Origin of the sequence: Phyllobacterium bourgognense (assembly GCF_003337575.1) — a bacterium.
Lineage (GTDB): Bacteria > Pseudomonadota > Alphaproteobacteria > Rhizobiales > Rhizobiaceae > Phyllobacterium > Phyllobacterium bourgognense.
The window spans coordinates 21,028-42,235 of record NZ_QPJM01000026.1; the positions used below are offsets into that span (position 1 = coordinate 21,028).

Here is a 21,208-nt window from a genome sequence, read left to right on the forward strand (position 1 = left end):
TTACTCGATATCCTTCAGCGCATCCAGCGGGCCAATCAGCGCCGTGCGTGGGGGCACGATGGTCGGCCGTACCAGATGCGTGATTGGCGGGCGGCGGTCCGCATCGAGGATCGCAAACCCCTTGGTGATCATCGCTTCGCTGTCCTGCCGGATCATGAAGACGGGGAAAGGCAGGAAAGAGCCGAAGGGATCGTAGTCATAGCAGCCGACGATGATATCGGCGAAAGTCTCGTGCGGATGCACGGCGAGAAAGCGCATCAGCCCTTCGAGGTTAATCGAGGAATTGACGAAGAATGCGCGCGGCAGCTTTCCGTGGCCTTCGTAGAAGGCTTCGAAAGCGCGGGCCGTCATGGCGGGGGAATAGCCGGTGGGCTGGATGCAGACGTCGGGATCCGCGCCCAGCGATGCGCGCTTTACGTCGCGGAAACCGCGAATTCGCTCATGGCTGGCATGGTCGTTGCGGCCGCCGAACAGGTACAGATCGTCAGGTGAAAGTGGGCCATCCTCTAGCGCGCGTTCGACAATCGCCTGTGTCAGCATGCGCGCGCCTTCATAATTGTCGCTGATGATTGACGGCGCCAGCGTGCCAGGCAGATCGATGTTGACGTGCTTCAGCCCCGCCTTTTCGCAAACCTTGTGCACGCCATCCGGATCGGTCGCGCCGGCAATGAAAAGCTCGTCGATCGAATAGGAGATCAGCGTCTCTACCACCTGGCGCTCCTCCTCCGGATCGCGGCAGGCGCTGACGACGAGCGGACATTGGCCGCGGCTTCTGACCTGCGCTTCGAAAGACTGCGCCATGGAGGAAAAATAGCGGTTGTCGTGCACCGGAAGCAGAAGACCGACGAGGCCGGACCGGGACGAACGCAGGCCGCGGGCCTGCAGGTTTGTCGTATAGCCATGTTCGTTCGCCAGCTTCTGAATGAGTTGCGCCGTCGCCTCCTTGATACGCCGCTTCCGCCAGCTTCCGTTTAGAACGGCGCTCACGGTGGAAGGCGACGCACCCGATAGGATCGACAGATCGTAGATCGTCGCCTTCTTCTTGCCGATGCCGGTCATATCTCGCATTTCCCTTGTCGCTTCCTTGAGAAACAAACCCCTCTTGACGAAAGCCCTACCTTGATCGATAGTTATTGCACCATCGATTGTGCAAAAAAGAAAGATCGATTGTGCAATGATGGTTCGAGGAGGCGGGATGGGAGCAAGGGTATTGCCTCGCCAAGAAGCAACCAGGAACAACCTGCCGCAAACCGGCCGGTGGTCGTCGTTTGCATGAGCGATTTTTGAGGAGGAGTGAGGATGAGGAGCCTTATCGTAGCGGCATTTGCCGTATCGCTGTCGCTTGCCGGGGCGGTGGTCGCGTTTGCGCAGGACACACCGAAAGTCGGCGTTGTCGTCAAGATCGGCGGCATCCCTTGGTTCAACGCGATGGAAGCCGGCATCAAGGAGCAGGGCAAGAAATTAGGCGTCGATGCCTTCATGGTCGGCCCGACCAGCGCCGACCCGGCGCTGCAGGTGCGCGCCATCGAAGATCTGATCGCCCAGGGCGTCAAGGTCATCGGGGTGGTTCCGAACGATGCCAAGGTGCTCGAGCCTGTACTGACCAAGGCGCAAGCCGCCGGCATCAAGGTCCTTACGCATGAATCGCCCTCGCAAAAGGGCGCCGACTGGAATTTCGAACTTGCATCGTCGACCGGTTTTGGCGAGGCGCATGGCAAGCTGCTCGCCGAAAAGATGGGCGGCAAGGGCGAATATGCGGTCTTCGTCGGCTCGCTGACCGTCCCGCTGCACAATGCCTGGGCGGACGCCGCAATCGCCTATATCAAGGCGAATTATCCGGACATGAAACTCGTCGGCGATCGTTATGGCGTCGCGGAAGATGTCGACAAGAGCCGCTCGACGGCGCTCGACCTCATCGCTGCCCATCCGGGTCTGAAAGGCTTCCTCGCGTTCGGCAGTCAGGGCCCGATCGGCGCCGGGCGCGCTGTCGAAGAACGCCGCAAGACGGGCAAAATCTTCGTGCTCGGCCCGTTCTCGCCTGGCCAGGGCCAGAAGCTGATCAAGTCCGACGCGATATCGGGCGGCTTCATGTGGAATCCGAAGCAGGCCGGCGAAGTTTTCGTCACGCTCGCCGATCGCCTGATCAAGGGTGAGAGCGTCAAGGAAGGTGATGACATCCCCGGACTCGGCGTGATCAAGCCGGTCGGCAACGACATCATCGTCGATCAGCTGCTGCCGATCAACAAGGATACGGTCGACGGCCTGGCCGCAATGGGCCTCTGAAGCCCCTCCCCGGGTGTCGGGCTGGTCCATGGCGACCGGCCCGGCGTTCGGGAAAAAGAGCGGTATCCGGCCATGGCCGGACAATTTGTATTTCATGGCATTCGACTGGACAGGCAACCGGCATGAGCACGGCAACGAATGATGGTGTGAAGGCCCGGCCGCTTCTTTCGCTTCGCGGCATCAATATGACATTCGGTGGTGTCAAGGCGCTGAAAAACGTCTCCTTCGAAGTCTTGCCCGGCGAAGTACACTGTCTGGCCGGCGAGAATGGATCCGGCAAGAGCACGTTGATCAAGGTGATCTCCGGCGTCTATCGGCCTGCAGACGGCGCCGAGATCGTTTTCGACGGTGAGAGGATATCTCACATGACGCCTGCCATGGCCCAGTCCCGCGGCATCCAGATCATCTGGCAGGACCTCGCGCTCTTCCCGGAAATGAGCGTGGCGGAAAACATCGCCTTCCAGACCCTTTCCGGTTCGCGCCCGCGCTTCGTCAACTATGCCGCGATCGGCGAAATAGCCGCGGAAGCGCTCGCCCGGCTTGGCGTCACCCTCGACGTCGACAGACCTCTCAAAGACTTCGCCATCGCCCAGCGCCAGATCGTCGCCATTGCCCGCGCGCTGGTCGGAGAGGCCCGAATCGTCTTCATGGACGAGCCGACCGCCTCCCTCACCCAGTCGGAGACCGACCATCTGCTGGCGATCGTGCGTGCGCTGTCGGCCTCGGGCATTGCCGTGGTTTTCGTCAGCCATCGCCTTGCGGAAGTGCTGGAAATCTCCTCTCGCATCACCGTGCTGCGCGATGGCGCGCTGGTCGGAGTCTATCCGGTGGAGGGCATGACCCAGTCTAAGATCACCGAGCTGATGACCGGGCGCACCTTCGACCAGAATGTTCGCGCCCGCGACGTATCGCAGAACCCCGTCCTGCTCTCCGTCAGCAAGCTTTCCCGGCCTGGCGAGTTCGAGGATATTTCCTTCGATCTACGCCGCGGGGAGACGCTCGGGATAACCGGCCTGCTCGGCTCCGGGCGCACCGAGCTTGCGCTGACGCTGTTCGGCATGCGCCGGCCCGCCGCCGGCACGATCGTGCTGGAGGGCAGAGCGATGCGCTTTGCCTCCAACCGCGAGGCGATCGCATCAGGCGTCGCCTATCTCTCCGAAGACCGCCTTTCGCTCGGTCTCAACCAGCCGCAATCCATCGCTGACAATCTGGTCATGGCCTCGCTTAACCGTATCCTCAGCGGCCGGCTCATCTCGCCGGACAAAAAGCGCGCGCTGGTCGCGCGCTGGATCGCCGATCTCGGCATCAGGATCGGTAAGCAGGACGATGCGATCTCGACGCTTTCGGGCGGCAACCAGCAACGCGTCGCAATCGCCAAATGGCTCGCCACCGATCCAAAAGTGTTGATCCTCGATGCGCCCACGGTCGGCGTGGATGTCGGCGCGCGCGCCGGCATTTTCGAAATCGTTGCCCGTCTGGCCGAAACAGGGCTTGCGATCCTCCTCATCTCGGACGAGGTGCCGGAGGTCTATTTCAACGCCGACCGGATCATCCATATGGAAAAGGGACGCATCGCCGGCTGGCACGATCCGCGCGCCACCACACTGAAGGACCTGGAGGCGGCGGTCTATGCGTAAGCTGTTCCTGTCCCACACGACCGAAGTCGTGCTGTTTGCCGTCATCATCGCGATGAGCATCGTCCTGGGTTTTGCGACGGATCGTTTCTTCACGCTCGGCAATGCCTTCGACCTGCTGAATATCAGCGCGGTCAACATCATCTTTGCCGTCGGCCTGCTCGTGGTGTTGATTGCCGGCGGGATCGACATTTCCTTCGCCGTCGCCGCCTCGATCGTACAATATGTCACCGCACTTGCGCTCGAGCGGATCGGCGGCGGTGGATGGGTATCCGGTCTCCTGATTGCGGCCTGCTTAGGCATCGTGCTCGGCGTGATCAACGCCTTCCTGATCCACCGCTTCCGCATCATCTCGATCGTGGCGACGATCGCGACCTTCAACGTCTATTTCGGCCTGCTGATGTTCTTCACCAAGGGCGTGTCGATCTACAACCTGCCCGACTGGCTGACGAGCCGCGTCATCATCTATGAGCGCGAAATGGCCGACGGGAGCTGGGCTGAGATTACCTTGCCGGTTGTCGTCATGGCCGTGTGCACGTTCGCCACTTGGCTCTTCATTACCCGCACGACGACCGGCCGGCAGCTCTATGCCTTCGGTGACAATCCGGAAGGGGCGCGCCGCTTCGGTATCAATATCGGCGCCATGCAGTTCATCGCTTTTGGATGGCTGGGATTGATGGCAGGTATCGCCGGGCTCATGCAGGCGCATTATGCGCAGGAGGTCGTGCCGAACGCGCTCTATGGCCGCGAGCTCGATGTTCTGGCTGCGGTGGTGCTCGGTGGGGCGCGGCTGGGCGGCGGCAAGGGCTCCGTGCTCGGTTGCGTGCTGGGCGTGCTGCTTGTCTCGATCACCCAGAACGGCCTCAACCTGATGGGCGTTTCGCCCTTCGCCTTCAAGATGTTCGTCGGCGCAATCATCCTCGTTGCGATCACCCTGTCGAGCGCCCGCATCGGCAATCTGGTGCCGGTGTTCGCTACCCGCAAATCGACCGATGCCCAGCCTGCAGACAGGGGAGAGAGCTGATGAACGCGCTCGCCGCCCGCTTCAACGCCATCTTCGGGGCCGACATGGCCGGTCCCCTCGCCGCGCTGGTGGCGGTGCTTATCGTCTTCGGTTTCGCCTCGCCACATTTCCTGACGGGCGCGACCTTCGGATCGGTTGCCTTTCAGCTTCCCGAGCTTGGCGTTCTGGCGCTTGCCATGCTGATGCCGATCCTCACCGGCGGCCTCAACCTTGCGATCACCTTTACCGCCAACATCGCCGGCCTGACGCTTGCCTGGACGCTGCAGGCCAAGGGCGGCATCGATGCCGGCCCGGGCGCATTCCTGCTCGGCACGGCTCTGGCGCTCGCCGTCGGCGCAGCAAGCGGCCTGGTCATGGGCCTGGTCATCGCCTTTACGCGCGCCCATCCGATCCTCGTTTCACTATCGATGATGATCTTCCTGCGCGGCCTCGGCGAGTTCCTGACGCGCGGCGGCGATATCTCGGGCTTCCCCACCTTCATCGCTCCAATCGGCCACGGCAGCATCCTTGGCATCCCCGTCCCTTTGCTGATCCTGATCGCCTGCGTCATCGCCACTCACATCCTGCTCTCACGCTCCAAGCTCGGCTTTTCCACCTATATGATCGGCTCCAATATCGAGTCTGCCCGCTATTCCGGCATCAACACCCGCAAGGTCCTGGTGCTGGTCTACATGCTGTCCGGCGTGATGGCTGCGGTTGCCGGCATCATTATGCTTGCGCGTTTCAATTCGGTGCGCGTCGGCCATGGCGAATCCTATCTGCTGATCACCGTGCTCGCCTGCTTCCTCGGCGGCATCAATCCCTTCGGCGGCTTCGGCCGCGTCCTGCCCGTCTTCGTGGCGCTCATCGTGCTGCAGCTCCTTTCTTCGGGGCTCAACCTGCTGGGCGCCAACCAGCATCTCACCACTGCCGTCTGGGGCATCCTGCTCATCGTCGTGATGGTGCTGCGATGGCTCTCGGCCAAGTTCATCAGAAGCGTGAAATAGGAGATACGACCATGGAAGGTTTCGGCGTTCACACCAGCATGTGGACCATGAACTGGGATCGCGCAGGCGCCGAGAAGGCGATTGCCGGAGCCGTGCACTACAAGATGGATTTCATTGAGATCGCGCTGCTCAATGCGCCCGCCGTCGATGCCAAACACACCCGCGACCTGCTTGAGAAGCACAAGCTGCGCGCGGTCTGCTCGCTCGGACTGCCAGAACATGCCTGGGCCTCCATCCGCCCGGATGCCGCAATCGAGCACTTGAAGGTTGCGATCGAAAAGACCGCAGAAATGAACGCCGAGGCCCTGTCCGGCGTTATCTTTGGCGGCATTGGCGAGCGCACCGGCGTGCCACCGACGCAGGGCGAATACGACAACATCGCCAAGGTGCTCGACGCGGCGGCAAAGCATGCAAACAAGCACGGCATCCAACTCGGCGTCGAGGCCGTGAACCGCTATGAGAACCACCTGATCAACTCGGCGCAGCAGGCCGTCGATATGGTGGAGCGTGTCGGCGCCGACAATATCTTCGTTCACCTCGACACCTACCACATGAATATCGAGGAAAAGGGGGCGGCAAACGGCATCCTGATCGCCCGCGATTACCTGAAGTACATCCATCTTTCCGAAAGCGACCGCGGCACGCCTGGCTATGGCAACATTCCGTGGGATGCGATCTACGCCGCGCTCGCGGCGATCGGCTTTAAGGGCGGACTTGCGATGGAAAGTTTCATCAACATGCCGCCCGAAGTAGCCTATGGCCTGGCCGTCTGGCGCCCCGTTGCACGCGATATGGAAGAGGTCATGGACAAGGGCCTGCCCTTCCTACGCAATAAGGCGGAACAATACGGTCTCATCTGATCCGGTTTGCCGGATATTCCGCATTTAAATCGACGCCCATGTTGGCCGTCTGCCACTGCGAAGACGTCGTCCCCCGAGGTTCCTCGACCTGTACCCGGCAACACGGCATCAGGCTGCTTCGAAATCGGACTTCAAATGCCCCCTTAACGAAGCCGAACTGCAGCTCAGAAAACGGGTGGTCTGAGAGCCGTTCCGGACGAGCCATTATGCGATTTTCGAAGCACCGATCGAGAACATTCGGGCAATAAGCCCACATAGAGGCGACGCGATGGGGCCCGTGGTGAGAGTTTGAACCGAGTTCGTTGAAATAGCGATTGAACACAACGGTCGGCCCTTGCAGAAGCCCTAAAGCCAATACCGAGGCAAGAGGACGGTGGAGAAGATGGTGAAGGTCAAGGCGGTATGCACCGGAGTTCCATCGGGGAAAGCCGGCAGCGGCATCATGGATACGCGCCATCGTCACGCCTTGTGCCTTCGCGTCTGCTTGCAAGTGATAACCTGCATGGCTAGGGACGAACCGACTTTGGCGGCACTTCGCGTAGAACTGTCGAATTTGCGAGATGACCTAGCCGTGATCGAAAGCAGCGATGTTTTCGCCATGAATGCGACTGGCAATCAAGAGGCGGTCGATGCCATTAGACATAGGATCGTGGAAATAGAATCTATTCTTGCGCGAAATGACAAATAAGCGGTTCCCTGGCGTAGACCGCAACCATCGGGATTACTTCATCTATTCGCTTTACCTTGACTCGCCCCCGAAACTTGGGCGCAAACGTTCCCTGAACTCCACGGTGGCGTAAGATGTCGTGATACTTTCAACCGACTTCGTTATGTATCCTTTAGCGGCCATCGCCGTTATCGTGACCGTCTGGCTATTTTTATAGTGCGTCACCGGATGCGATGACAGCGGGGTTTCCTCGGGCCAAGGGAGCGTGGTGAATTCCACTACATATTGCGCTAAAGGGGCGATAAATCCCCGTTATCTTGGATATAGTAGCCGCGCGATGCGAAGCGCTGGCGAATGGTCTCCATGTCAGTCCAGGTTCGGTGGGAGGTTCCTTTCAGTGTATAGCGCCATACGGAGCTCCCGATACCAACCATCGCGCCTATCGTCGCAACGACAACCGGGCTCTGCCCATCCTCTATAGCCACATCGAATAGCGAACCTCCAACAAACAGCAGCGCCCCTGCCAACATTAAGTAGGTGGCGAAGGCCTCGTTCCCGGACGACGACTGCCATTCTCTTAAGGCTCGCTTATAGCGCTCGGAATCCACAAGCCATTGTTCATTCATAGCTAAATCTCCCATGCTTCGAGATGATATGGGAGGATTGCCTTTCTGCAAAGTCAGCATCATTGTGTAGGCTCCTTGCGGACGTAGGGCTGCATTTCCAATCAAATGTTTTCTCTGCAGCCGTCTGCTCCAGTGTCCTGACAATAGAGGCGGCACGTGAGCTTCGCATTGGTGATGCGCTTCATGTCATTCGCGGGTCTTTTCCTGGGCGCAAAAATAGTGGGCGGGCGAGTGAAGTATTCGCGTTTCACGAGCGACAAAAGTGCTATGTCGCGGACATGTCGCGTGGAGCCGCCGGGACTCGCCGGAAATTCAATTGCCAATTCTGACTCAACCATCGCAGTCGGTTACGACTAAAGCCATCTGCAAGCGATTGATGGCTCATCGTCGCATTGACAGGGGTGGCATTACCTGCCCGCCATTTCCATATGGATGAAGGTCCGCTTTGGGCCACTGGCGGACATTCATCAGCGTCCGCTCTGAGCCCGCAAATCGGTCATTTATGGGGGCTCCGTCCGTCCCTATAAGCGGACACCGCAGCTCATCCTGCGCCACCTTTTGTTATAAGTTTTAGCGCCCATCAACCTGTATCGTGGTCATCGCGCGGCCTCGACTTGGAGGAAGCTCAGTTTCGAATCTTCGCTATTTGGTACAATCCTTCTCGCCCAGACAATGCGTTCAGACGATCCGTTCGATGGTCAAGGGAAACGTCCCGCGCACAAGCAACGGCTCGAAATCGTCGAAGCGGCCGAGCCGGATCAGCCCACCGGAATAGCTGTAGCCGGCGTAGAACATCGCGAGATTGCCCCACGGCGAGAAGTAGCAGAGGTCGCCTGGCGCCTCGTTGCCGAATGGACCACTCGCGTCCTCCGTCAGCTTACGGGGGAGATAAGCGATCTTCTCGTTGCCGGCATAATTTTCGATGGTCAGTTCTAGGGGTAGCATGGATGCGAAATCGCGCGCCGACGGGTTGTCGTAAAGCATTGCCGTCAGGCTCTGACCGTTGAACATCATTCGAATTTTCATGTCGGTTGGCTCCTGACTTGCCGGATCGTTTTTTTGTTGGGCGAACGCCAGCCAGGGCATGGTGGCGGTGACCAGTATCGCTCCAAGGATAGAGCGGCGGAGCGGAGAAAAACCGTGCGCACCGGGCGCAGACAAGGTTTCGCTTACTGACATTGTGGCTGCATCGCCAAACTGGCTTTGTCTTTTGCTCATGATAGATGCTTCCTTGAAGACGTTGGCGTGGCCGTGCGTGATCTGTCGTGACGCGCCAGCACCACAGCCGCGATAGCGCAGGTGAAAAGCACGATCGCGCCGAATCCGAATGCGATCTGATAACCGCCATTGTCGAACAGCAGACCGCCGGAGGCTGCGCCGGCTGTGATGGCGACTTGCACGACGGCCACCATCAGGCCTCCTCCCGCTTCTGCATCGTCCGGCAGTGCTTCGCTCAACCAGCTCCACCAGCCGACTGGGGCGGCGGTGCCGATCAGGCCCCAAAGCGCCAGCAACCCGGCAGTGGTACCTAGCGACGATCCGAATACGACCAGGCCAACCGCGAGCGCCGCCATCATTGCAGGCATGGCGATCAACGCTTGGTAGAGGCGCGTACGCAGGACAGAGCCGATAAGGAGGGTTCCGAGCAAACCGGAGACGCCCGTTGCCAACAACAGGAGCGATAAGCCGGAAACATTGACGAGCGTCACGGTTTCCAGGAATGGCCGCAGGTAGGTGAAGAGCGCGAATTGGCCCATGAAGAAAAGTGCGACGGCCGCCATGCCGATCGGCACGCCTGGTCGGCGTAGGACTTGAAACGCCGCCAGCGGGTTCGCACGGGTCGGGCTGGGCATGGACGGCAACGTTGCGAGGAGCCACACAAAGGTGATCGCAGCGAGCGGCACCACGCTGAAGAAGGCGCCGCGCCAACCGATATACTGTCCAAGGAAACTGCCGAGCGGCGCAGCAATCGTTGCTGCCAGTGCATTGCCGCCGTTGAGGATCGCGAGGCCACGGGGCACCTCTGCAGCCGGCACGAGGCGCATGACTGTCGCCGCTGACATCGACCAGAAGCCGCCGATTACGACGCCGACAAAGGCACGCCCCGCCATCAGGACCGCATAGTTGGGCGCGAACGCGGTCACGACGCCCGAAATGAGCATCAAGGCTGTGAGCCACAACAACAATTGTCGCCGGTCAAGCTTCGACGTGAATGCCGCGACGAAGAGGCTGGTGGCGACCGCGAATATACCGGAGATCGCGATGGCCTGCCCCGCCTGACCTTCGGTCAGATACAGGTCGGAGGCGATTGGCGTCAGCAAGCTGACGGGCATGAATTCCGAAGCGACGAGCGTCGCAACGCACAAGCTAAGGGCGAGGACAGCGCTCCATGACGCCGAGTCTGGGGCGCTTTCGGTAGTCGCTACCGCGGTTGCGTGGGTCATTTCATGCCTCTGCATTGGTCGAACAACACGCCAGGCAAGCGGAGGGCCCGCGAGGCGTATCGTCCGGTTGTACGTTCGTTAGGAGCTCAGGTTCCCCCGGAAGAAGGCGGTCAGCTTGTCGAACGGGATCAGGTTGACACGGTCATAGAGATCGACGTGACCGGCACCCGGGATGATCACGAGCTCCTTCGGTTCAGAAGCACGCTCGTAGGCGTTTTCGCTGAACTCGATCGAGTGAGCCTGCTCGCCGGCGATGAACAGCAACGGACGCGGCGAGATCGTCTTGATCTGGGCGAACGGATAGAAGTTCATGAAAGCGGCGTTGCTGCTCAGGGTCGGATGCGTGGTCTGGAGCGGCGTCTGTCCTTTCGGCGTGAACTCCCCGCGCGGCGTGCGATAAAAATCGTAGAACTCACGCTCGATCGCATTGGAGTCTGCCTTCAGTTCATCAACCGTGCCGCCGGTCAGTTTGATTTCGGCGCCCTGGTACTCTGCGAGGCGCTGCTGTGCGGCGACCTTCAGCATTTCCTTTCGCTGTTCGACCGACACGCCCTTCCGAAGGCCGTCGCGATTGGCGGCACCCATGTCATACATGCTGACGGTGGCGATCGCTTTCATGCGCGGATCGATCTGCGCTGCGCTGAGGGCGAAGCTGCCGCTCCCGCAAATGCCGAGCACGCCGATATTGTCCTTGTTGACGAAGGGCTGCGTGCTCAGGAAGTCGACGGCTGCGCTGAAATCATCCGCATAGATTTCGGGAGCGACGGTATTGCGCGGTTGGCCCTCGCTCTCGCCCCAGAAGGAGAGATCGAACGACAGCGTAACAAAGCCCTGCTCTGCCAGCTTGGTCGCATAGAGGTTGGCGCTCTGCTCCTTCGTGGCGCCCATCGGGTGGCCTACGACGATCGCCGGAGTCTGGGCGCTCCTGTCGAGGCCCTGGGGCGTGAACAGATTGCCGACGACCTTCATGCCGAACTTATTCTCGAAGGTGATCTTTTCGACGACCACGCGGTCGCTCCTGTAAAAGTTGTCAGCGCCGTTGGACATGTCCTGGGCGAGCGCGGGGGAAGCGCCGATCGCTAAGCCGGATACTGATCCGAGCATAAGTGCGAGCCCCAATGCCAATTCCTTCATGTTCGTTCCTTTCCTTATTCGAACAAGTCATTGGAGAGGCTGATGGCCGCCTTGGAGTAAGTCTCAGTCGGGACCAGCGCTCTTCACACCTCAAAACTTAAGGGATGCAAACTCATACGATAAGGCGCTATATAGATCATAGGCTTATAATCAGGAGTTATGAATGGTCCGAGAGAACGTCAGCGATCTGATGGCCTTCATCGCTGTCGCACAGGAAGGCAGTTTCACACGGGCGGCAGTCCGGCTGGGCGTCTCCCAACCGGCCCTCAGCAAGACAATCAGGACGCTGGAAGAGCGGCTTGGCTTGCGTCTGCTCAGTCGCACCACCCGAAGTGTGGCGCCCACAGAAGCCGGAGAGCGTCTGCTTCGGAGCATCGAGCCGCATTTCGCGGGTATCGAAGGCAGCCTGTCCGCGCTGACCGAGCTAAGGGACAAGCCGTCCGGCATCGTTCGGATCACGGCAACGCAACATGCGGCGGATACGGTGATGTGGCCGCGCTTGTCCAAGGTCATGCTTAACTATCCCGACATCACGGTCGAGTTGGTCTCTGACGAGGGCTTAGCAAACATTGTGAGCGAGCGTTTCGATGCCGGTGTTCGCGTCGGCGAGTACGTCGAGAAGGACATGATTGCCGTCCGGATCGGCCCCGCGATGCGCCAGGCCATTGTTGCATCACCGGGTTATTTCAAAGAGCGGCCAGCGCCCAAGCATCCTGAAGAGCTAACCGGCCACCGCTGCATCAACTTGCGCCGTGTAACGCGCGGCGGATATTTCCCATGGGAGTTCGAAAAGCGCGGACGCGAAATCAACGTCCGTGTCGAGGGCCAACTGGCGGTGAGCAGTCTTGAGCTTGCAAGGCGCGCTGCTCTGGATGGTTTGGGCGTGGCATATCTGCCCGATGATATGGTGCAGGATGACCTGGCAAAGAAACGGCTGGTGCGAGTGCTGGAGGATTGGTGCGAACCGTTCCCCGGCTATCACCTGTACTATCCGAGCAGCAGGCAGCACGCTCCCGCCTTCGCAGTCGTGCTTGAGGCACTTCGCTTCCGCGGCTGAAAATTGCGAGTACCCGCGTGGGGCAACTCACGATGCTTGCACTGACCTGACGGACCGCCTTTGAGGATACCGGTCCCGAAGCTGGTTGTCCGCTATCGGCCCCGTTTATACTTGAGGTCATCTCAGCACTCGCCAATATGCTCGATTGGTCGATGAGTGGGTCACTGCAATTGGGCTGCGACGCGAAGACTACGGCACACACTCCCTCCGACGCACAAAGGCCGCGATGATCTACAAAGCGACAGGCAATCTTCGTGCGATCCAGATCTTGCTTGGGCATACCAAGATCGAGAACACGGTTAGGTACCTGGGCGGAGGATGCGCTGGAACTAGCGGAGCATACAGAGATTTGACAATGTGCGGCCCCGCACCCAGCGGGGCCGTGCCTCTTGGGGAAAATGTTTCTGGTTCTAGCAGTTCAAGTGGGCGGCTATGCGCCCTCATGTCGGCCGTTGAGGTGAGTTTTGCCACCGCCTGAAAGCAGACATTGCCGACGACCACGCTGAGGTCGCGGTTGCGCCAAAACGAGACGCCAGCCTTGGCTAAACGTCCAGATATGCTTTGTAGACTGTGTACATTACGCCGAAGTCGAGGTGCTACGTTGACGAAATCGATAGTGCCAGCGAGACAACGCAGCCAATCACAAAGTGCCATGTACAGAGACCGTCGCACGCTCCAAGATGATGAAACGTGAGCTCTCGCAAAAAATCGCAACCGCGAGGCGGCACTCGGCGGAGGCACGGGTTCAGTCTCTTGGTGAAACCTTCGAAAGCGGTCCACTGACAACGCACCGCAGGCCGGCAGGATCAAAAGTCACAAGGGGCTTTTCTCCAAAGACGCCAGCCAGCGCCGCACGCACGTATCTGGTTCCGTAACCCGCCCTCGTCGGCGGCGCGACAACCGGCCCCCCGGTCTCGGCCCACTCAAGGGTCACCGTCGGTGTGTCGGTGGCAGAAATTTCCCAGACCACGCTTACCCTCCCCTCGGGGGTTAAAAGCGCACCATACTTGATGGCGTTTGTCACAAGTTCATGCAGGCATAACGCCAGGGTTGTCCCCGCGTCGCGGGTGAGCATCAGATCAGGCCCTTCGACATAAAACCTGTTCGTCCCGTCGGCACGATAAGGCTCCAGAGTGAAGTTTATTATGTCTCTCAGTGCGACGGCGTCGCCCCCTGCTTCGAATACTGCGGAGTGGACGTTGGCTAGCGCGCTCAGACGGCCTTCAAAATCTGCGGTAAGAGCGTCGATCGTGTCCGAACCGCGGCGGGTCATGCGAAAAATCGATGTCACACTGGCAAGGATATTCTTGACGCGGTGGTTGAGTTCGAAACGAAGTTCCCTTTCCCGCTCGATTGAGTCTCTGACTTCCCGCTGGCGCAACCGGACAAGGAGAGCAGACTGAATGCCGCTCACAAGCTCCAGGGAAGCGACGGGTCTTTGAAAGAACAGCTGGCGTGACCGCGGCCATAGCCTGTCCAATTCCGCTCGGATTCGCGACTGCTGTGCTGATCGATCCAACAGCACAAAAATTGGTAAGTCCGACCAGTTTGGCTGAGTGGTCAAATGGTCTGCGATGGCCTCGATCGTCGGAGGATTCAGCGACTCGTGGGTGGTAATTATCACGCCGGGCGATTGCGGAAGCTTCTGGACCAGATCATCCGTATCGGCACAGGTCCTGACGACCATGCCGTGCTCCACGAGCAGCATCTCGATATAGGCTGCGTCTTTCCTGTAGGGTGCCACGACGAGCACCCAGTCCAGTTCGCCGTAGTTGCTGTGGTCCATTACGCCTCTGGCAGCGGGTTGTACGCAACAACGGTAACGCCGGAACTTTCGATCAAAAGCTCTCTGACGTCCAGGTCATGCGGGCCGTGCCGTTTCTTGACGACCGTGATGCTGCGTCTGAGCTTTCCTTCGTGCTCGGAAATTCTGAGAAGCAGGACAGTGTCTCCGAGGAAGCTGACATCGACATCAATGCCAACATTTTGCCCCAGCAAACCATGTTGCGCGACGATCAACATGGTCAGTACGCCAGAACGGGCAAGATATTTCAGCAGGGACTGGATGTCGCGCACAGCCTTGTCGCGGTGCGGCAGTGAATTCAGATATCCGGTGAAGCTATCGATCACCACCACACGTGACTTCTCCCGAGTGACCACCTCTTGCGCGATCTTGCCAAATTCACCAGGCGATATCTCGTTTGGGTTGAAATCCCGTATGATCAGTTGGCCGTCCTTGTGGAACTGGCGCAGGTCCATGCCAAGTCCCTCGGAACGCCGGAAAAACGTTTCCAATCGTTCCTCGAAGAGAAAGAGCGCAACGCTCTCGCCCCGTTTCAATGCGGCTGTCGCGTAGAGCGATGACATGGTCGATTTACCGGTTCCCGACTGGCCGATAACAAGCGTCGTCGTTCCCGACTCCTGTCCGCCGCCAAACATTTCATCGAGGGCTGTAACGCCCGACTTGATCAGCTGCGGTTTGACTGTTTCGGATGCCGCCCCGGGAATTATCCTTGGGTAGATGATAACCCCTTCTCCTTCCCGTATGGCCATATCATGATAGCCATCGGCAACGGGAACACCGCGCATCTTGCTTACCTCGACCCGGCGACGGACCCCGCCATATTCCTCGAGCGATTTGTCGAAGCGGATGACACCATGGGCAATCCCCTCGACCTCCTCGCCGCTGCGCTCAGTGGAGCCGTTCGTCTGTGTGTCCAGTAGCAAGGCCACCACCTGCCGCTGCGCCAGGAAAGACTTAAAACCCAACAGTTCTCGTCTAAAGCGGGGGGAATCTCCTGTAATGAGGCGGATTTCCAAAAGTGAATCATAAACAAGCCTATTGGGCTTGTGTTCTTCGATCGCCTGCTCAACAGCTTTCCGGGTTTCGTCGAGCCGAAGCTCTGTGCTTTGAAAGATCGTTTGATCCGAAGCGCCACTCACAGCGTCGGACGCCGACAACTCCTCAACTCTGATGCCCTTGAGGCTCCAACCGTGCGAAATGGCGATGGATTCCAGCTCTGCCGCGGTCTGAGAGAGACTGACGTAAAGGCAGCGCTCCCCAGCCTCGACGCCCGCGAGCAGGAACTGCAGTGCCGCTGTTGTTTTGCCTGATCCGGGAGCCCCTTGCAAAATGTAAAAATTGGACGAAGGCAAGCCGCCTCGGAGGATTTCATCCAGCCCGGCAATGCCAGTCCTTACGACAGATTGTTTTTTACGCGTGACCATGCCGATCGAATCCATTCCGTTGAAATCGAGTAAGGGGAGACGCCAGACGGCGGACTGCAAACGCTTCCCGCTTTATATTCCACATTGACCATCGTCAACATCGCGATCGACGGCATCCGCATTCACACGACCCTCAAGTCGCTATACAGCCACCTCCATTAATTCACCATTCCCATCTCTCGTACGGCCTTTATGATGTGTTTGTGGTGGTAAGGCTTTCCAAAAAAGCGGCCCTCGACCGGAAGTGTGTCGTCGGACATGTAGCTATGTCCCGATGTAACGATGATCTTTATCGGTGGCCACCTGTCCCGCACTGCGGCCGCCAGTTTCAGTCCATCCATGCTTCCGGGCATGTCGATATCGGTGAACAGCACCCGGATGTCATCGCGTTCACTCAGGATAGCGATTGCCTCGTCGGCATCTCCCGCTTCCAACACGCTAAAGCCGGCGGCTTCCAAAGCGTGGGCGATGTCCATGCGGACGATTACCTCGTCTTCTACAACGAGGACTGTGATCGAGTTTTCCTTCATACGAAGTCCCTTTCGTAGCGCTGTCCGTCTCATCGTGGGCTGCTCTCCAACGCGTGCGCTCTCAAATCGATCCGAAGAAAGACAAATCGCGGACCAAAGCACGGTAGCGAACGACCACAGCCGCAAGCGTGGAATGGGCGCAAACTCTTGCGAAGAACGAATATTTTCACCTGTCCTGTCCCGCCCTGCTCGCCTGCAATTTCAGTGCACCGACCCTGCAAGCGCCCTCCTGAAAATCCTTGGACGACAAAGGTGCAAAAGCGAAGCATCGGTTCACCTTGAACGATGCGCGCTTCTTCGCGACCGTTGTGCGCGGGAGAGGGCGACCATCCCCCAACCTTATGATGCTGACAGCGACACCGCGACCGGTCGGCGCACCGCATTGACATCTTGGTATGTGGAGGGGTACATATGTAGCGTCGATATTTGCTAGTTTGACTTTTGTTATCGCGCGCTGGCAACGTGCCCTGGACGAACTTCCTTCAAAAATCGAGATCATCATCCGCCAAGCTTATGTTGGCGGTCGTTGCAATTGTTATGAAAGGCTCGTTATGACCACTGGCACAGTTAAATGGTTCAATTCCACCAAAGGCTTCGGCTTTATCCAGCCCGACGACGGCGGCACTGATGCATTCGTTCATATCTCTGCGGTCGAGCGCGCCGGTATGCGCGAAATTGTCGAGGGCCAGAAGATCGGCTACGAACTAGAGCGCGACAATAAATCGGGTAAAATGTCTGCTTGTAACCTGCAGGCTGTATAATCGGTAACCGCTTTCCCTTGGCCACGGCTATACTGGTACTGTGGAAGGCAAGTTAACCAAGTGGGTCAGGCATCTGCCTGGCCTTTTTTTATGTTCACGAACTGTCGGAAGCCTCCGAGCCGGATAGCATTGCTCGCGGCCAGCCGGCGCATATTCGGAGATTTGAATGACAGAGCAGAGCAATGAGCTCCAGGCGATCAACACGGCCTGGCAGATTGCCATTCAGGAAATCCTACGGATGGTCGTGCGGGATATGTACAAAACGGGCGATGAAGCTGTGTTCAAGTCGCATATAAAGCGCATCGAGGAGGCAGCCGTCGACAGCATTTATTCGGGTCTGATGCTGCGAGGGACAAACGAATGGACAGAGGTACTCGTCAAAGAAAAAGCGAGTAACTTCGTCACCACTCTGCTCACCTCCTTTACCTTCGATCGTGCATAAGACTCCGGCTAACGTGCGGCGCGGCGGGCCTGCCGCGCATACGAACGCATGAATTCATGATAGACCTTGATTGAATAGCGCTGCGTTGTTCTCGGCAGAATGGATGGCGCGATTCTTTGCTGCCGCGGCGCTGTGGCTCACAAGAATGCCGTCAACGCTTTTAGTGTCCTGCTTTTCTATGAACGCGACCAAATCGGACCAATTCCTGGCGCTGTCGCAGCGCCATGAGGAAGGCTGACTCCTAGTCTAAACCGCTTTATTCGAGCTTTTCGGAATTCAAACTCAATGTTTGTAATTGTCCAACATCGCGCCAAAAGCTTTGACGCGATGTCATGATACCGGGAGCTAGGGATTTAGGTTGTGTTGACAAAGTGGATTCCCAAATCAGCTTCGGCCTTTTAGGAGGTAGCTTTGGCTCGCGGAGATCTGACAGATGCCGAGTGGCGGATTATTGAAACGCTTCTCCGACCTCTTGCCGCTGCCGTCTCTTACACGCCAATCCTACGCGCTCATCTCTGTATGCCGCATGTCGCGTGCTGGGGGGCTACCAAACAAACGGCCATATTCGGGGTGAACTGCTGTACGCTTTCGTAACCAACGGCAAACGCCGTTGAGCTTATGCTCATGCCATCTGCCAGCATCCGTCTGCGCGCCTCGATCAGGCGCAAGTGCTTTTGGAACTGCAATGGCGATAGAGTGGTGATTTCGCGAAAATGTTGGTGGAACGATGAGGTACTCATGCCCGCCGCAGACGGCAAAACCCGCAATAATCGCGTCCGCTTTCATGACAAGATGACGTTGAAAAGCGATGGGGTGTTGATCAATGATGCATGGGTGAGCAAGTACGGATTTCCGGTGGCGTGTACCCACGTCGAATTTCGCAAATGATGAACGCGCTCTTTCGCTCTTTTTCCAATTGCCGGCTTTGTCAATGAATGGGTTTCGGGGAAACTATAATGTGGTCGTCGTCGGGTCAGGCGCTGTTCCAGGCCCTGGTTTCAAATACGCGCTCTCATGGTCGATCAAGCGCGGCCTCCACACTGTCGCCGAGTTTGGGTATCGTCCGCACTGTCAATGAAGGTATGAAGCTAAAGGCACGCGAGTTAACAGAGTTGGGGCTCACTGATTGGCCAGGAAAGGGCCACCTTCCGGCATCCTTAGCGGACCGCTGTCACCGCTCCCGCAGTGAGACCGACAGGTACCTGTCGCGCCGGTTCGCGGGGCAGATGGTCAGAAGGCTTCCCCGAGCTCGTTGTGACCGGTGTGCGATCGTTTGATTATTGACTTCCGAGGGGTCTATCCCTCAGATAAATAGAAACCCACGGAGGCAGGATGCTCACCGACCGCACAGACGTGACACGCGAAGACAACAAGATGGCGGTGCTCATTCGCGACTACGACTGGGCGACCACAAGCCTCGGTCCAATATCCTCGTGGCCGGTCCCGTTGAAGTGCGCCGTTGATCTTGCGTTACCGTCCCAGGCGCAGATCGTCATGTTTTGCGGCCCGGAGTTCGTTGCGATCTACAACGATGCCTATTCCCCCAGCATTGGCACTAAACACCCCGCCGCCCTCGGAAGACCCGCGAAGGAAAACTGGGCCGAGCTTTGGGAAGACCTCGAGCCGATGCTTCGCCGCGTGCTCGAGAACGGCGAAACTGTTACGGCAAAAGATAGGCCATTCTACATCGAGCGTCCGGTGCCGGAAACGGTGTATTTCGACATTTCCTATTCGCCAATCTGCGACGCCAATGGAAAAGTGCTCGCGGTTTTCTGCATCGTCAACGAGACGACCGATCGGGTGGGTTACGAGGTCGCGCTCCGTAGAAGCGAGGAGCGCCTACGCTCAATGATCGAGCACACGATGGTTGGTGTTATCCAAACTGATCTGCAAGGACACCTATCGTTCGTAAATCCAGGGTTTTGCCAAATTGTCGGCTATACGCGAGAGGAACTGCTGACGCTAACTCTGCAGGACATAACTCACCCTCAAGATCTGCCCGAGGACATGGCGCAAGTTCGGAACGTTGGTTTGGAGGGCAAGAGCTTCGTGATTGAAAAGCGCTATATACGGAAAGAGGGCACTCCGATCTGGGTTTCCAATCATGTCTCAGCCGTGAAGGATCCCGATGGCAGGGTCCGCGAAGCCGTCGCGGTGGTCGTCGATATCACCGCCCGTCGTCGTGCATTAGAAGTCGAACGACGCTTGGCAGCGATAATCTCATCGTCGGAAGATGCCATCCTTGGAATCGACCTAAACATGATGATAACGGATTGGAACCGCGGAGCGGAGAAGGTCTACGGATACATCGCTGAAGAAGTTCTGGGCAAGTCCGTTACCATCCTCATACCGAAGGATCGGGTCGATGAGGAAAGACGTATCATCGACCGCATCAAGGCTGGGGAGCGAGTTGATCCGCACGATACCGTCCGACGTCACAAGAGCGGCCGCGAGGTTCACGTTTCGTTATCCGTTTCGCCCATCTACGATGCTTATGGCCGCATCGTTGGGGCTTCGAAAAATGCCCGAGACATCAGCGTGCGCATTGAAGCCGAGCGAACGAAAAACGTTCTCATTGCCGAACTGAACCACCGCGTCAAAAATGTGTTGGCGACCGTCACTGCCATTGCGAGGCAGACCTTTGGTAAAGCGACCGACCTCGAACTCGCCAGCGCCACATTCGAGGCGCGTTTGCAATCGCTGGCGCGAGCGCACGATCTCCTCACCCATGGCGACTGGCAGAGTGCCAGTTTGGAACGCCTCATCCGCGAAGCAGTCGCGCCCTACCCCTCCGATCGTTTTAAAATCGAAGGTCCCGAAATTTCCGCTCCGCCGAAACTGGTCGTCGCACTGTCACTCATCCTACATGAACTCTCCACCAACGCTGCAAAATATGGACCGTTGTCGACGGACACTGGACAGGTGAGCGTCGCTTGGTCGGTGGTGCGGACCGGGGAACGGAAGCTGCTGTTAGACTGGGTCGAAAGCGGAGGGCCTCCCGTCGCGTCGCCGACACGCAGAGGATTTGGCTCGCGATTGATCCAGGGGCTCTTGTCGGCAGAGCGCGGCGGCCAGGTTGAGATGATCTACGCTCCTTCCGGATTTCGATGTCATGTCCAGGTGTCGCTGAGCGCCGAGTGGGCGGCCGATAACAACTAACCGTCAATCGCATAGAAGGTCGGCCCTCCATTCGGTGGTGGCGGGCAGCCGCTCACAGCGGAAATCATTTCCGCTTACGCCCTCATATCATCCATAGATGCGATCTTTTCCTTCGCCCGGAAGAAGTCGTTGGCGACCACCTAAAATTCATAGTCGCGCCACGACCAGCCATGTGCGTCACGCCCGACGCGCTCGAACGCTCAGCCACCGATCATGGGGCTTTCCGACGCACCGACGTACCTCGCTGACGACCCAGCCGGCGTCTGTGAGTGCGGACTGCAGGGCAGACTCGCGCCAGTACGTCTCGACGTAGCGCCGCGGCGCTGCAGCATTGCCGTGTGTGAACACATCCTCGCCGTCGCCCTCTCTAACC

General features: G+C 58.4%; 18 protein-coding genes and 3 pseudogenes. 11 read left to right on the forward strand and 10 right to left on the reverse strand.

Annotation, left to right across the window (positions count from 1 at the left end):
* A complete protein-coding gene (locus C7476_RS25390; RefSeq protein WP_114432714.1) occupies positions 1–1,059 on the reverse strand; it encodes a LacI family DNA-binding transcriptional regulator in 1,059 nt (352 codons plus the stop codon).
* A gap of 240 nt (positions 1,060–1,299) precedes the next feature.
* Here C7476_RS25390 and C7476_RS25395 point away from each other — a divergent pair, with 240 nt between their 5' ends.
* The 6 genes from C7476_RS25395 (at position 1,300) to C7476_RS25420 (ending at position 7,475) form a co-directional block, all read left to right on the forward strand.
* Entirely contained in the window at positions 1,300–2,283 is a 984-nt protein-coding gene (locus C7476_RS25395; RefSeq protein WP_114432715.1) for an autoinducer 2 ABC transporter substrate-binding protein, read from the forward strand.
* Between the two features lie 122 nt (positions 2,284–2,405).
* Positions 2,406–3,920, forward strand: a complete 1,515-nt coding sequence (locus C7476_RS25400; protein ID WP_181872604.1) for a sugar ABC transporter ATP-binding protein — start codon at positions 2,406–2,408, stop codon at positions 3,918–3,920.
* The gene (locus C7476_RS25405) at positions 3,913–4,941 is read left to right on the forward strand and encodes an ABC transporter permease (protein WP_114432717.1); all 1,029 of its coding nucleotides are present in this window, start codon (positions 3,913–3,915) and stop codon (positions 4,939–4,941) included. Before C7476_RS25400 ends, C7476_RS25405 begins: the two co-directional genes overlap by 8 nt.
* Positions 4,941–5,927, forward strand: coding sequence for an ABC transporter permease (locus tag C7476_RS25410; RefSeq protein WP_114432718.1), 987 nt, complete (start codon positions 4,941–4,943; stop codon positions 5,925–5,927). Before C7476_RS25405 ends, C7476_RS25410 begins: the two co-directional genes overlap by 1 nt.
* A gap of 11 nt (positions 5,928–5,938) precedes the next feature.
* Complete coding sequence (locus C7476_RS25415) at positions 5,939–6,787, forward strand: sugar phosphate isomerase/epimerase family protein (protein WP_114432719.1); 849 nt, start codon at positions 5,939–5,941, stop codon at positions 6,785–6,787.
* 382 nt (positions 6,788–7,169) lie between these two features.
* Entirely contained in the window at positions 7,170–7,475 is a 306-nt protein-coding gene (locus tag C7476_RS25420) for a hypothetical protein (RefSeq protein WP_114432720.1), read from the forward strand.
* 269 nt (positions 7,476–7,744) lie between these two features.
* Here the strand turns inward: C7476_RS25420 and C7476_RS25425 are convergent, their stop codons facing one another.
* The 4 genes from C7476_RS25425 to C7476_RS25440 form a co-directional block, all read right to left on the reverse strand.
* Positions 7,745–8,143: a hypothetical protein gene (locus C7476_RS25425; protein WP_147274738.1), complete on the reverse strand. Its 399-nt coding sequence runs from the start codon at positions 8,141–8,143 to the stop codon at positions 7,745–7,747.
* Positions 8,144–8,758: 615 nt separating this feature from the next.
* Positions 8,759–9,259 carry a cyclophilin-like fold protein gene (locus C7476_RS25430; protein ID WP_114432731.1) on the reverse strand — a complete coding sequence of 167 codons (501 nt, stop codon included), beginning with the start codon at positions 9,257–9,259 and terminating at the stop codon, positions 8,759–8,761.
* A gap of 35 nt (positions 9,260–9,294) precedes the next feature.
* On the reverse strand, positions 9,295–10,524 hold the full coding sequence (locus C7476_RS25435; protein WP_181872605.1) for an MFS transporter: 1,230 nt from the start codon (positions 10,522–10,524) through the stop codon (positions 9,295–9,297).
* A 78-nt stretch (positions 10,525–10,602) separates the two neighbouring features.
* Complete coding sequence (locus C7476_RS25440; RefSeq protein WP_114432723.1) at positions 10,603–11,658, reverse strand: alpha/beta hydrolase; 1,056 nt, start codon at positions 11,656–11,658, stop codon at positions 10,603–10,605.
* 163 nt (positions 11,659–11,821) lie between these two features.
* On the opposite strand from C7476_RS25440, the gene C7476_RS25445 reads away from it, so the two are divergent.
* A complete protein-coding gene (locus C7476_RS25445; protein WP_114432724.1) occupies positions 11,822–12,715 on the forward strand; it encodes a LysR family transcriptional regulator in 894 nt (297 codons plus the stop codon).
* 118 nt (positions 12,716–12,833) lie between these two features.
* Positions 12,834–13,068 (forward strand): annotated as a pseudogene (locus C7476_RS25450) (tyrosine-type recombinase/integrase); the annotation flags it as partial.
* Positions 13,069–13,460: 392 nt separating this feature from the next.
* On the opposite strand, the gene C7476_RS25455 reads toward C7476_RS25450, so the two are convergent.
* From C7476_RS25455 to C7476_RS25465, 3 genes are all read right to left on the reverse strand, one after another.
* Positions 13,461–14,501 carry a sensor histidine kinase gene (locus C7476_RS25455; RefSeq protein ID WP_114432725.1) on the reverse strand — a complete coding sequence of 347 codons (1,041 nt, stop codon included), beginning with the start codon at positions 14,499–14,501 and terminating at the stop codon, positions 13,461–13,463.
* Positions 14,501–15,943 (reverse strand): DUF7125 family protein, encoded by a 1,443-nt coding sequence (locus tag C7476_RS25460; RefSeq protein ID WP_181872606.1) that lies wholly within the window; start codon positions 15,941–15,943, stop codon positions 14,501–14,503. Before C7476_RS25460 ends, C7476_RS25455 begins: the two co-directional genes overlap by 1 nt.
* A gap of 158 nt (positions 15,944–16,101) precedes the next feature.
* Positions 16,102–16,506 carry a response regulator gene (locus tag C7476_RS25465; RefSeq protein ID WP_245426576.1) on the reverse strand — a complete coding sequence of 135 codons (405 nt, stop codon included), beginning with the start codon at positions 16,504–16,506 and terminating at the stop codon, positions 16,102–16,104.
* Between the two features lie 518 nt (positions 16,507–17,024).
* Here C7476_RS25465 and C7476_RS25470 point away from each other — a divergent pair.
* Both C7476_RS25470 and C7476_RS25475 read left to right on the forward strand, forming a co-directional pair.
* Positions 17,025–17,234, forward strand: a complete 210-nt coding sequence (locus C7476_RS25470; protein WP_037078778.1) for a cold-shock protein — start codon at positions 17,025–17,027, stop codon at positions 17,232–17,234.
* 166 nt (positions 17,235–17,400) lie between these two features.
* Entirely contained in the window at positions 17,401–17,676 is a 276-nt protein-coding gene (locus tag C7476_RS25475) for a hypothetical protein (protein WP_114432726.1), read from the forward strand.
* A gap of 501 nt (positions 17,677–18,177) precedes the next feature.
* Here the strand turns inward: C7476_RS25475 and C7476_RS25480 are convergent.
* Positions 18,178–18,434 (reverse strand): annotated as a pseudogene (locus C7476_RS25480) (helix-turn-helix domain-containing protein); the annotation flags it as partial.
* A 574-nt stretch (positions 18,435–19,008) separates the two neighbouring features.
* Here C7476_RS25480 and C7476_RS25490 point away from each other — a divergent pair.
* Positions 19,009–20,835, forward strand: a complete 1,827-nt coding sequence (locus C7476_RS25490) for a PAS domain S-box protein (protein ID WP_245426578.1) — start codon at positions 19,009–19,011, stop codon at positions 20,833–20,835.
* 177 nt (positions 20,836–21,012) lie between these two features.
* Here the strand turns inward: C7476_RS25490 and C7476_RS28580 are convergent.
* A pseudogene (locus C7476_RS28580) lies at positions 21,013–21,208 on the reverse strand (class I SAM-dependent methyltransferase); the annotation flags it as partial.